9 protein-coding genes are annotated in these 12962 nt (G+C 70.0%); 1 reads left to right on the top strand and 8 read right to left on the bottom strand.

What is annotated here, in order from left to right:
• Positions 1–18 precede the first annotated feature (18 nt).
• The 8 genes from OO70_RS30880 to eccD form a co-directional block, all read right to left on the bottom strand.
• A complete protein-coding gene (locus OO70_RS30880; protein WP_043678274.1) occupies positions 19–384 on the bottom strand; it encodes a hypothetical protein in 366 nt (121 codons plus the stop codon).
• Between the two features lie 6 nt (positions 385–390).
• On the bottom strand, positions 391–840 hold the full coding sequence (locus OO70_RS30875; protein ID WP_043678273.1) for a YbaB/EbfC family nucleoid-associated protein: 450 nt from the start codon (positions 838–840) through the stop codon (positions 391–393).
• A 40-nt stretch (positions 841–880) separates the two neighbouring features.
• Positions 881–3967 carry an AAWKG family protein gene (locus OO70_RS30870; RefSeq protein WP_043678272.1) on the bottom strand — a complete coding sequence of 1029 codons (3087 nt, stop codon included), beginning with the start codon at positions 3965–3967 and terminating at the stop codon, positions 881–883.
• Positions 3968–4064: 97 nt separating this feature from the next.
• Positions 4065–4511 carry a type VII secretion system-associated protein gene (locus tag OO70_RS30865; RefSeq protein WP_043678270.1) on the bottom strand — a complete coding sequence of 149 codons (447 nt, stop codon included), beginning with the start codon at positions 4509–4511 and terminating at the stop codon, positions 4065–4067.
• Between the two features lie 115 nt (positions 4512–4626).
• On the bottom strand, positions 4627–4950 hold the full coding sequence (locus OO70_RS30860) for a WXG100 family type VII secretion target (protein ID WP_043678268.1): 324 nt from the start codon (positions 4948–4950) through the stop codon (positions 4627–4629).
• 69 nt (positions 4951–5019) lie between these two features.
• Positions 5020–5358, bottom strand: a complete 339-nt coding sequence (locus OO70_RS30855; protein WP_019065061.1) for a hypothetical protein — start codon at positions 5356–5358, stop codon at positions 5020–5022.
• 221 nt (positions 5359–5579) lie between these two features.
• A complete protein-coding gene (eccB, locus tag OO70_RS30850) occupies positions 5580–7175 on the bottom strand; it encodes a type VII secretion protein EccB (protein WP_051741758.1) in 1596 nt (531 codons plus the stop codon).
• A gap of 49 nt (positions 7176–7224) precedes the next feature.
• On the bottom strand, positions 7225–8625 hold the full coding sequence (gene eccD, locus OO70_RS30845; RefSeq protein ID WP_043678265.1) for a type VII secretion integral membrane protein EccD: 1401 nt from the start codon (positions 8623–8625) through the stop codon (positions 7225–7227).
• A gap of 321 nt (positions 8626–8946) precedes the next feature.
• On the opposite strand from eccD, the gene OO70_RS30840 reads away from it, so the two are divergent.
• Positions 8947–12879: a type VII secretion protein EccC gene (locus OO70_RS30840; RefSeq protein ID WP_043678262.1), complete on the top strand. Its 3933-nt coding sequence runs from the start codon at positions 8947–8949 to the stop codon at positions 12877–12879.
• Positions 12880–12962: the final 83 nt, after the last annotated feature.

The raw sequence follows: 12962 nt of genomic DNA, 5'->3' as shown, positions 1-12962 counted from the left end.
CAGGGGCGATCTTCTGCGTCAGTGCTTTCCGCCGTGCGAACCACCGTCGGTGTCGCCCGTGTTGATGTCGGAGTCGTGGATGGCGCCGAGCACGTTGTTCTGGGTGCCCAGCACGCTCTTGAGGTTGGTGAGGGTGCCGTCGCCGATGCTGACGATCGCCTCGGACAGGGACGAGCCGGTCTTGACGGAGCCCTCCCGCTGTTCCTTCTCCTGCGGCAGCATCTGCTTGGCGTAGCTGTCGTCGTCTCCGGGCCAGCCGGAGGTGGACGACACGTCGGTGATGAACTCGCTGATCATCTCGTTGGCCAGCCGGCTGATCTGCTCGATCTGCCGGGTACCGGCGATGAGCGCGGCCGGGCTGGCGGAGTAGGCGTTCGACGACATCGCTTCTCAGTCCTCCGGGTCTTCGCTGATCTCGTCGCGGAGCCGGCCGGCCCCGCGCCGTCGGCCGCCCTTGGGGCCCTCAAGGACACCGGGCCCGAAGATCTTGTTCCAGTCCACGTCGAAACCGGTGATCTCGGGTGCCTCGGGGTTGGCCTTGGTGAAGGGCTCGAAGGTGGCCATCACATGCCGGGCCATCCGCGCCCGTGCCTCCTGCACCGCCTCCAGCACGCTCGCGGCGAGCTGACCGGCGGGCATCGTGCGGTACTTGTCGTCCAGGAAGGTCAGCGCACGCAGGTCGCCCTGCGCGCTGACGGTCACCTCGACCGCGCGGTCCGCCGAGCGCACCGTGCTCTCGGCGTGGGCGAGTTCGCCCTCGGCGCGCGCCACCGCGGCCTCGGTGGCCTCCAGTTCGGCGACCGCCTTGGCCAGCCGCTGCTCGATCGACTCACTGCTCATCCGGCACCTCGCGTGCTCTCCCGAACGGAACGTCCCGAGTTCATCGGCCGATCACCGCCGGCGAACCGCCCTCGTCCGTGCCCCAGACGTCCTCGTCCTCGGTGAGCCATGCCTCCCGGGCACGGTCGCCGCTCTCCGTGGACCGGCCGTTCTGGCCGGCGCCGTTGCCGGGCCCGCCCACCGGGTAGGGGGCGCTGGACGTGGTGGGCCGGGTGTACACGACGTCCTCGTCCTCGTCGACGGATGTCGCCCGGTTGGCCCGACCGCGCCTGGTGGCACCGTTGGCCGGATCGGTGAGTACGGCGCGGGTGCGCTCGGTGGTGCCGCCCTGGCCTCCCCCGCCGCCGCCCATACCGCCGCCCATGCCTCCCATGCCGCCCATCCCCATCGGGTTGAGCGGGGTGCCGCTCGACGCGGCCTGCGTTCCCGAGGCGGCGGCGAGAGTGCTCGTGTCGAGGGCGTCGGAGCGCAGCGCGCCGCCGGTGTAGGGGGTGCTGTCGTAGTCGTCGTAGCCACTGTCGAGGCCCGAATCCAGGCCGCCGCCGGACGTGTTGAGGCTGCCGCTGCTCAGTCCGCCGCTGTTGAGGCCGCTCGTGTTCAGCCCACTCGTGTCAATGCCGTTGCTGTTCAGCCCACTTGTGTCGATGCCGCTCGTGTCGATGCCGTTGCCGTTGAGACCGCTGGTGTCGATCGAGGACGAGGGCAGGCCGGTGCCGTCGATGTCGGTGGTCGTCGTGTGGCCCGACGGGTCGGTGGTGGTGAGCTGGCCGGTGTCCGGGTTGAGGGTCTGGGTGGAGCCGTCCGGGAACTTCGTGGTGAGCGTGCCGTTGTCGTTCAGCGTGGTCGTCGAGCCGTCGGGGTTGGTGAAGGTGTCGCCCGCGTTGAGATGCGTGGTGGTGACATGGCCCGAGGGGTCGGTGACGGAGACCTGACCGGTGTCCGGGTTGAGCGTCTCGGTGGAGCCGTCCGGGAAGTGCGTGGTGACCGAGCCGTCCGCGTTGAGCTGGGCCGTCGAGCCGTCCGGGGTGGTGAAGGAGCCGTCGGTCGGGTTGAGCTGCGACAGCGAGGTGGTGCCGTCCGGGTTGAGGGTGCTGACCTGGCCGGTGGTCGGGTCGAGGGTCTGGCTCGTGCCGTCCGGGAACTTCGTGGTGAGCGTGCCGTCGTCGTTCAGGGTGGTGGTCGAGCCGTCCGGGTTGGTGATGGTGGTGCCCGGGTTGAGCTGGGAGACCGAGGTGGTGCCGTCCGGGTTGGTGGTGGTGACCAGGCCGGTCGACGGGTCGATGGTCTGGGTGGAGCCGTCCGGGAACGTCGTGGTGAGCGTGCCGTCGCCGTTGAGCTGAGTGGTGCCCCCGGTCGGGGAGTTGAGCGTGGTCGAGCCGTTTTTGGTGGTGTCGTTGCCGTTCAGGAGCGACGGGTTGAGAGTGCTCAGCGCGGCGTTGGCGAGGTCGGTCGGGTCGTTGCCGCCGGTCGAACCGTCGTTGTTCAGCAGGCTGTTGGTGTTGAGGTCGTCGAGCCCGGTGCCGACGTTGTTCAGGCTGTTGCCGAGATCGTCGTTCAGGTTGTTGAGGCTCGAGTTCAGGCCGTCGCCGATGTTGTTGAGGCTGTCGTTCAGGTTGGTGTTGAGGTTCGTGCCGAGGTTGTTGAGGCCGTCGCCGAGGTTGTTCAGGTTGTCGTTCAGGCCGTCGTTGAGGTTGTTGAGGTTGTCGCCCAGGTTGTTGAGGTTGTCGTTCAGGTTGTCGTTGAGGTTGTTGAAGTTGTCGCCGAGGTTGTTGAGGTTGTCCCCGAGGTTGTTGAGGTTGTCGTTGAGCTTGTCGTTGTTCTCCTTCGCCTCCTCCTCGGCGATCTCGTTCTCCTCCTTCTGGAGGACCTCGGAGAGCGTCTCCTTGTTCTTGTTCGTGACCTCGTTGGCGAAGGCGTCCTCGACGTCCGCCCAGGCGTTCTTCACGTTGCTGAGCGCGTCGATGGCCGGCTGCTTGAGCTTGGAGTCCGCGTGGTCGGACCAGCTCTTGACGGCGGCGTCGGCGACCTTCTGCCAGGTGGTGTGCTGGGTGAGATCGCCGTAGTCGGGGACGTTCTGCTTGAACCCGTCGGTGGTGGAGTAGGTCGTGACGGCCGTCTCGCCGCCGTAGGAGGTCTCCTCCAGCACGTGGTTGATGTTGTTGTTGATGACCCACTGACTGATCTCGTCGAGGATCTTCTTCACGTGGTAGTGCGGGTCGTGCTGGCCGTCCGACGCCCAGTTGGTCCACGCGGTCTGCAGGTCGGTGACCGCCTGCTTCAGCGCCTGCTGCGCGGCGGCCAGCGCGTCGCTCAGCTTCGACTTCGGGACGGTGCCGCCGAGGGTGGTGTTGGTCGCCGTGTAGTCACGGCCGCCCAACTGGGAGACGTAGCCGTCGTAGTTGGTCTTCAGCTCGTCCAGCAGATGCCAGAAGAGGCTGGCCGCCTTGCCCTTCCAGGCCGCCTGGTCCTCGCCGAGCGAGGTCATCCACTGGTTGACGATGTCCGAGTGGTCCTTGAAGAACTGCACCACCCGGTCGAAGGACTGTCCGGTGGTCTCGAAGGAGAGCATGTCGACGGCGTTGGCGTCGATGACGGACAGTCCGCTGTACGAGAAGCCCTGTGTCGAGTACGGCGACGCCAGGATGTGGTCGAGGACCAGCTTGCTGCCCGAGATGTACTGGGCCATCGGCCCCGAGTCCCACTGGACGTGCGAGTACGAGCCCTCGAACGCGCCGCCGCCGACGATGTCCCCGCCGCTCCAGAGCGTGGCGCGGCCGTTCTCGTCAACGGTGACGCCGATCATCACGATCCGGGCCTTCTTCATGTCCACGCTGCTGTGCGCGCCGTCCCCGCCGGCGTCGTAGAAGGCGAGGTCGTAGTCCTCGCCCGAGTTGACGTGCCAGCCGCCGATCGCCGAGTAGTCGGCCGCGGTCACCGACCTCATGTCGATGCCCTGGATGTCCATCCGGAACAGCTTGAGGTTGCCGAAGTCGTCACTGGACGAGCTGCTCAGCTTGTCGAACAGCGTGGACCGGGCCGGGAGCGTGTAGCCGGTGAAGTCGGTGACGGCCTGGGCGAAGTAGTCGTCCGGGTCGTAGTTGGCGGTCCCGGTGGTGGTTTCGGCCATGGGGCGGACTCCGCTGCGGAGGAGGAGGGGGGACTGGGTGGGGGGTCCGGGCGGCGGGGCCCGGGCTCACGGGGAGCCGGCGGGCCGCGCGCCGGCCTCAGGTCTTCGAGTCGGTGCCGCTCATGTCGCCGTCGACGGTGTCGAAGATGTCGAGCAGCTTCTCGCCGTCGATCGAGTCGAGACTGTCGCCCTGTGTCTTCAGCAGGGTGGTGATCGTCTCGTCCAGCGCGTCGTCGATGTCGTCGAAGAGGGTCTTCTGGCCGGTGAGGATCTTGTCCAGTCCGGTCGCCTGCGTCTTGAGCGCCTCCACGAGCGTGGCACCGCCGACCGGGTCCGAGCTGTCGCCGCCGTTCATCAGGCCGATGCGCAGGATCTTGGCGAGTCCCTGGGCCGAGCCGGCACCGGTCTCGGCGATGAGGTTCTTCAACGACCGGACGCCCGCGTTGTCCTTGCGGATGGCCAGCAGATCGTTGATGAAGTCGGCGACGTCGGTGTTCTTGAAGTTCTTCAGCGCGGTCGAGTCGAGATGGGTCAGATCTGCCATGGATGCCTCCTCGGGCGGGACGCGCCGACCCTGGCGTACGGCGCGGCGACGGAACGGGAAGGAGCCTGACCGCACCGACCACGACGAGACCGGTCGGTGCGGTGAGCCGGCCGGCTCAGCGGCCGATGGTGACCTCGGACCACATCTGGCTGAGCGAGTTCTCGCTGTACTTGTAGCTGTTGGAGATCTCGTTGAGGAGCTGCGAGTGCGAGGTGAGCAGCGTCTCCATGTTCTGCACCGCGCCGTCCCAGGCCGCCTGCTTCTGGCGGTAGGTGTCGGCGTCGTTGCCGTACCAGGTCTTGGACAGCTCGCCGAGTTCCTGCTCGAGGCTGGAGAGCGTCTGGGCGATCGCCTTGGTCTGCGCCACCATGTCGTCCGCGGCGTTCGACATGTGGTTGTAGCTGACGTAGATGACACCGTCGGACAGGTTGTCTGCCACAGCTTGCCTCTCTTACACGATGTGGGGATCGGACGTGACCGCGAGGTCACGGGGAAGGCGGTGCGTCGGTCAGCCGGCCAGCTGGTCGAAGGCCGACTGCGACGCGTTGTACGCCTGGTTGATGGAGTCGTTCGAGGAACCCTGGGTCTTGTTGTGTTCCACGAGGCTCTGGTTCAGCCGGTCGATGACGTCCTCGAGGTTCTTGAGGATGACGTTGCACTGACCGTCCCACTGCGCGAGGAGCTGGCCGTACTGGCCGCCGTCGCTGCCCTGGTAGCCACTGCCCAGGGTGGAACGGGTGCTGTCGACGTCCTGACGGATCTTCACGATGCCGCTGAAGGCGCTCTCCAGGGCCTGGATTCCGTTCCGGGTCGAACCTTCGCTTGACTGCTGGCCATCTCCAGCCATCGTCCCACCTTTCGTAAGTCGATCTACAGTGCGAGCACAACTGAGCCTAGGTTGACGGAAGTTGCGGTGGCAACGAACTGAGGAAGATCTGAGGTTGCCATCCGGTTCCGATCAACGCCTTTTACTGCTAGGCAACTTGACCGGAACACGTGACTCCGCGGATTCCGGTTCTGAGCTCGAACGGGATTGGCGTGAACACGATCCCGATCGGCGTGAATTCGTCAGTTCGCCGTGCCCGAGGCCGAGTTGAGGTTCGACGTCGACTTCGCGGCCGACCCCGGCGCTACGGCCGAGCCGCCCGCCTGGGCCTGGCCGCCGACCGCGGGAAGGCCGGGGCCGGACAGTCCGCCGCCTCCCGGGGTGGTCCCGGTGCCGCACTGGGCCGCCGCGCCGCCCGGGGCCACGACCGCCGAGTCCGACGCCGCGGCCCGTGCGTTCAGCTCGGGACCGGTCGGCAGCATCGAGAGCAGCGTGGACGGGACCCGTACCGGCGCCGCCCCGTCGTAGCCGAGTGCGGCGAGCGCGTTCGCGTCCGGGATGCGGTACTTCACCCCGTCGTCGCCGACCAGGAACGTGGTGTCGCCGACCGTCCCGCCGGCCGCGCCCAGCGCCCGGACCAGGGTGCCGTGCCCCGGCCGCATCACCACCCGGTCCACCGCGACGCACGCGGCGGTCAGCGCGGTCGGGTCCGCCTGCGCGGCCGGGAACAGCGCGGACTCGGCGACCCGCACCGAGGTCACCCGCACCTGCCCGTCGGCGGGGTCGACCTGGGCGCACACCGACTCCCCCGCCGCCGGTTCGATCGCGTTCGGCGGGCTGTCCGGCAGGCCCGACACCGACGGGTCGGTGCCCGCGGTCCCCGGTGCCTGGTGGGCGCGCAGGTCGGAGACGTCGAGCGTGACGACGTCCGGCGCCGCTCCGTCGTAGGCCTCCTTGCGGGTGTCCGGATCGCCGAGGAGCAGTGCCGACTGGGTGTCCGTCACCGGGTGCAGGCCGTCCTTCTGCAGGACGTACTCCTGGTTGCCGGAGCCCGCGACCACCCGGAACACCTGCCCGATCCGGGTCGCCCGGCCGCCCAGTTCCGGCCCCGCCGCACCGCGGTCCTCGACCTTCGGGGTGGCCAGCTTTGGGCCGGTGACCAGGGCGTCCAGGAAGGCCGCCGACACCGGGCGGGGGGTCACCGGCGCGTAGCCGAGGGACTCCGCCGCGCCCGAGTCCTTGTCCAGCTCCAGCCGGCTGCCCTGCCACACCAGATAGGTGAGTTTGTCCGGACCCCGCACCACCAGCGCCGACTTCACGCCGACCGGGTCCGTCTCCACCGGGGCGCCCGGGACGAGGGTCGTCTGCGCGCCGGTGCCCGTCGAGCACACCTGCCACGGCGAGGACTCCAACTCACCTGTCGCGGGCACCGAGTCGGGGGCGCCGGTGATCCCGACGGGCTTGCCGACCGGGGTGCCCGCCAGCGACTTCGAGCCGACCGACGTGGTCTTCAGGTCGGCGCCGCCGATCAGCACGGCCGACGCGTAGTTGCGCACCGGGCGCAGCCGGCCGTCGGCGTACAGGTAGCGGGCACCGGTGTCCTTGTTGACGATCAGGGTGTCGCCGCTGCGCCAGGCGTCGTTGCCGCCCGGCTTGAGCAGCCCGAATACCAGCGCCCCGGCGCAGAACAGCACACCGACGATCAGACCGACCAGAGCGCCCCGGCTGGTACGGCCCAGGGGACTCTCCGGTGCGTCCGGGTCGGCCAGCAGCATGCCCGAGGTCAGGCGGCCCATCATGAACGTGTGCGCTTGCACCTGGTCGCGCTTCGACCGCACGTTTTCCTCCTGCTCGGTCGTTCAGGTTCCGGTCGGGTCTCGCGGGCGGTCAGCCGAAAATGCCGCGCAACGTGCCGAACACGCCCAGCAGCCACAGGGTCAGCGGCAGCAGGGCGATCGCCAGCAGGGAGTGCAGAATCTCCGCCGCGCGGCCCCAGTACGGGACCAGACGCCGTCCCGGTACGGTCCACACCGCGACCGTGAGTGCCGCCGCCACCGCGAGCAGCCCGGCGACCAGCAGGGTCCGCTCGGTGCCGGACAGCCGCAGTCCCCAGCCGAACGCGAGGAGCAACAGGCCCCACGCGCCCGGCAGTACCAGCACCAGTCGCTGCGCCGTGTTCACCAGACCCCGGCCGTGCAGAAGCAGCAGCAGCGACAGGACCAGGGCGACCAGCAGCGACGGGAGGCTCGGCCTGCGGGCCAGCGCCACCAGGCAGGCCGACGAGAGCACGCCCGTCGCGCCGTACAGCGCGGTCATCCACTCGCCGGCCAACTCGGTGCGTACGGCGACGTCGTTGCCCCGGTAGGGCTCGATGCCCTCCTGCAACTGCTCCGGGTTGGTGGGCAACGGCGGCATCCGCATCCCGGCGAACTTGAACGACAGCGAGGGCACCAGCCCGCCCAGCAGCACCGTCAGCGCCGCGACCACCCCGGCCGCGCCCGCCACGCGCACGTCGAACACCGTCATCAGCACACCGCCCACCGCCGCCGCGAGCGCCACCAGCGCCGACGCCAGGAACAGCGGGGTACGCGCCGCCGAGGCCGCCAGCGCCAGCACCGCGCCACCCGCCCAGGCCGCCGCCGCCCCCAACAGCCGCGCCCCCAGCACCTGATGGGCCTGCGGACCGCTCAACTCCCCACCCGGCACCAGCCAACCGGCGAGCGCGAGTGCGGGCGACGCCAGCAGGCCCAAGACCACCCCGGTCGCCGGATCGTCCACGGCCCGACTCGCCGACGCGGCCCCGGCCAACAGCAACAGACCGGTTCCTACGGCGGTGGCCGCGCGCAACGACGCCGGGGCGCCCGGCAGCGCCAGCAGGACCATGCCGGCCAGCACCGCCACCGCGAGCAGCCCGCGCAACAGCCGGCGTGCCGCCTCCGGGCTCCAGCCGTGCAGCCGGTCCCGGGTGACGGCGGCGATCCCGTCGACCAGGTCGTCGAGGCGTACCTCGGGCAACGCCTCGGTGCGCGGCCGGAGATGGAGCGCCTCGCCGTCGGTCAGCCCGAGCGAGGCGAGCGTCGCCTCCTCGTCGAGCGGCCGTCCGCCGAGGCGCTGGAGTATCCAGCCGTCGTGTTCGAGGCCGTTCTCCTCGGCCTCCTCCCCCGCGTACCGCAGCACCGTGGGCAGCAGGTCGGCGACCGGCACGTCGGACGGCACGGCGAGGTCGATGGTGCGGGCCGGGGCGCGCACGGTCAGATGGCACAGTCCGGTCACGGAAGTGTCGGTCATACCGGGGCTCACGTCTCCTGAACATCGAAACGGGGGCACGCGGCGCGGCGTGCGAGGTGGGGGGAGCGAGGGGTGCCTGTGAAGCAGGGGGGTGACATGGACGTACAGAGTTGACGGGGTGCACACTACTGACACTCCCTACGACGCGTGTCAACGGGAGCCCCCACGAACGGTGTTGACAGCATCCTCCACCGTGCCAGTACCGAGGCCAGATCCGGTGCACGCCCCCCACGTACCGCCGCGGTGCGCGAAGTCCGTTAGGAGCCCCAAGCGTTGAGCGTGGTCCTGTTCCGTCGTCCGGCCCGCCGTCGCGGACCCGACATGCCCGCCGGCGAGTTGGTCCTGCAGGAACCGCCGACCCTCATGGAGACCGTCCCGGACACGTCCGCGGTGTGGACGTATCTGCCGATGGCGATGATGTCGGTCTCGATGATGATGATGTTCATGCGGTCGGGCGGACAGTCCAGCGGCATCTTCATGTATCTCGCGCTCGGCATGATGGTGATGGCCGCCGGCGCGATGATGGTCGGTCAGGTCATGCGCAAGGCCGGCGACCGCAAGCAGCGGCTGCGTGGTGAACGCCGGGACTATCTGCGCTACTTGGCGCAGAGTCGGCGTACCGTGCAGCGCGCCGTGATCGAGCAGCAGCTCGCGCTCGCCTGGCGTCACCCCGAGCCCCGGGTGCTGCGCACCATGGTCCGCACCACGCGGCTGTGGGAACGCCGGGTCAAGGACGACGACTTCGGCGAGGTCCGGATCGCCGTCGGCGACCAGCAGCTCGCCATGCGGCTCACCCCCGTGTCCAGCAAGCCTGTCGAGGACCTCGAACCGCTGTCCGCGCACGCCCTGCGCCGCTTCATCCGCGCCTACAGCACGGTCCCCGGCCAGCCCATCGCGCTCTATCTCCGTTCCTGGTCAAGGGTGTTGGTGCGCGGCGACCGCGACGCCACCCGGGGGATGCTGCGCGCCGCGCTGTGCCAACTGGCCCTGTTCCACCCGCCGGAGGAGCTGTGGATCGCCGTCTGCGCCGGTGACGAGGTGCGCGCGGAGTGGGAGTGGGTGAAGTGGCTGCCCCACAACCAGCATCCCCAAGAGACCGACGGCGCCGGTCCGTTGCGCATGGTGGCATCCGCGTTCACCGACCTGGAGGACCAGCTCGGCAGCGAGTTCTCCGAGCGGCCCGCGTTCGACCCCGACGCCGTACCGGGCCGTGACGAGCCGTTGGTGGTGGTCGTGGTGGACGGCGCGGGCATCCCGGCCGGGCACCGCTTCGACGGGCCCGGTTTCCGCAACGCGATCGTCCTCGACCTGTCCGACTCGCTCACCTGGCGGCCCGGCCGCACCACGCTGCGCCTGGACATCGCCCCGGACGCGGTCGCGCTGGTGCGCACCGACCGCAGCCGCAAGGAACAGACCACCGTCCTGGGCCGCCCCGACCGGGTGGGTCCGGTCGCCGCCGAGTCGCTGGCCCGGCTGATCGCCCCGTACCGGATGAGTCTGTCCTCGGACGCGGTCGAACCGCTGTCGAACGACACGGAGTTGACGACCCTGCTCGGCATCGCCGACCTGCACCGGCTCGACCCCGACACGATCTGGCGGCGGCACAACGGCTCCGGCCGGCTGCGCGTCCCGGTCGCGGTCGGCGCGGACGGGCGGCCCGTGGAGCTGGACATCAAGGAGTCCGCGCAGGGCGGCATGGGCCCGCACGGCATGCTGATCGGCGCCACCGGTTCCGGCAAGTCCGAGCTGCTGCGCACCCTGGTCCTCGGGCTCGCGCTCACCAACTCCTCCGAGACCCTCAACTTCGTCCTCGTGGACTTCAAGGGCGGCGCGACCTTCCTCGGTCTGGACGAACTCCCGCACACCTCCGCCGTCATCACCAACCTCGCCGACGAGGCCGCCCTGGTGGAGCGCATGCAGGACGCGCTGCACGGTGAACTCATCCGCCGCCAGGAGCTGTTGAGGTCGGCAGGCAACTACACCTCCGCGCTGGAGTACGAGAAGGCGCGGGCCGGCGGCGCCGATCTCGCCCCGCTGCCCAGCCTGTTCGTCGTCGTCGACGAGTTCAGCGAACTCCTCGCCTCGCACCGGGAGTTCATGGAGCTGTTCGTGATGATCGGCCGCCTCGGCCGGTCCCTCGGTGTGCATCTGCTGCTCGCCTCGCAGCGCCTCGACGAGGGCCGTATGCACCAGTTGGAGTCGCACCTGTCGTACCGGATCGGTCTGCGCACGTTCTCCGCGATGGAGTCCCGGGGTGTCCTCGGTGTCCCCGACGCGTACGAACTGCCCTCGCAGCCCGGCAGCGGCTACCTGAAGAGCGGCGTCGAGGCCCTCACCCGGTTCCGCGCCGCCTATGTCTCCGGCCCGTACCGCAGGCGCGGCGGTGCCGTCGCGCAGGCCCGGGTCGCCACCCAGGTGGTGCCCTGGTCGACCGGGTACATCGTGCCGCGCGCCCCGGCACCGGCCGCGATCACGCCGGAGCCCGAGGCGGAGGAGAGCGCCGAGAGTCTGCTGGCGGTGGCGCTGGACCGGCTGCGCGACTCCGGGCCGCCCGCGCACCGGGTGTGGCTGCCGCCGCTGGACACCGCGTCCCCGCTGGACGTCCTGCTCGGCGGTCTCGCCGAGGACCCGGACCGCGGCCTGTCCGCGTCCCGCTGGACCGGTGCGGGGAAGCTGCGGGTTCCGGTCGGTCTGGTCGACAAGCCGTTCGACCAGCGCCGCGATCCGCTCGTGGTGGACCTCGCCGGAGCCGGTGGCCATGTCGCCGTCGCGGGTGGTTCGCAGAGCGGCAAGTCGACGGTGCTGCGCAGCCTCATCATGGCCCTCGCGCTCACGCACACCCCGCGCGAAGTGCAGTTCTACTGCCTCGACTTCGGTGGCGGCACGCTCTCCCAGCTCACCGGGCTGCCGCATGTCGGCGGGGTCGCGGCCCGCCTCGACACCGAGCGGATCAGCCGTACGGTCGCCGAGGTCACCGCCGTCCTCACCCAGCGCGAGCAGTTCTTCCTGGACAACGGCATCGACTCGATGTCCACGTACCGGCGCCGCCGCGCGGCCGGGGAGTTCCCCGACGAACCGCACGGCGACATCTTCCTGGTGATCGACGGCTGGTCGGCGGTCCGGCAGAACTTCGACCAGTTCATCCCCACGTTCAACCAGATCGCCACCAGCGGCCTCAACTACGGCATCCACCTCATCGTCGCCACCGCACGCTGGCTGGAACTCACCGCCCCGGTCCGCGACCAGTCCGCGACCCGGCTCGAACTCCGGCTCGGCGACACGATGGACTCCGTGGTGGACGTCCGCAAGGCGAGCGCCGTACCGCAGATCCCCGGCCGGGGTCTCACCGTGGAGACCAAGCTGCACTTCCTGTCCGCGCTGCCCCGCGGCGACGGCTCCACCGACCCCGAGACGCTCAGCGAGGGCGTCGCGGATCTGGTCGACCGGATCGCCGCCGCCTGGCACGGGCCGCGCGCCCCGCAGGTGCGGATGCTGCCGCACCGGCTGCCCGCGGCCGAACTGTCCGAGCCGGAACTCGGCGACGGCCAGAGCCTCAAGCTGGCGCTCGGCCAGGACGAGGAGACCCTCGGTACCGTCTGGCACGACTTCTCCCGCAACCCGCACCTGGTCGCCGTCGGCGACACCGAGAGCGGCAAGACCAACCTGCTGCGCCTGGTCGCGGACGCGGTCGTCGCCCGCTACACCCCGGCCGAGGCCCGCATCCTGGTCGTCGACTACCGCCGCGGCCTGGTCGACGCGGTCCCCGAGGAATACCGCCTCGGCCATGCCGTCGCCCTGGAAGCCCTCAAGCAACTCGTCGGCGGCTCCGCGAAGGCCCTCCGCACCCGTCTCCCGGGCCAGGAGATCACCCCGGCCCGCATGCGGCAGGCCGACTGGTGGACGGGCCCCCGCCTGTTCGTCCTCGTCGACGACTACGACATGGTCGGCGGCGGCACCGTCATGGACCACCCCTTCGCCCCGCTCTTCGAACACCTCGCGCTGGGCCACGAGTTGGGCCTGCACGTGGTCGTCGCCCGCTCCGCCACCGGCGCCGGCCGCGGCCTGAACGACCAACTCCTCCGTCGCATGGACGAGGTCAACACCCCCGGCATCCTGATGTCCTGCTCCCCCTCCGAGGGCTACGTCTTCGGCAACGTCAAACCCCGGGTCCTCCCCCCGGGCCGAGCCCTCCACATCGTCCGCCGCAAGCCGGTGCTGATCCAGACGGCGCTGGCGGCGGGGGCGGAGGAGTGAGAGGCAGATACTGAACGGCACGGCCCCGGGCGACTGTCGGTCACCCGGGGCCGTGCCGTTTCACCTGGTGTGTGATGTCCGCG

This window comes from Streptomyces xylophagus (genome assembly GCF_000716435.1).
GTDB classification, from domain to species: domain Bacteria; phylum Actinomycetota; class Actinomycetes; order Streptomycetales; family Streptomycetaceae; genus Streptomyces; species Streptomyces xylophagus.
Note: the sequence above shows the minus strand (reverse complement) of the source record. Positions and strands in the feature narration are given on the sequence as shown.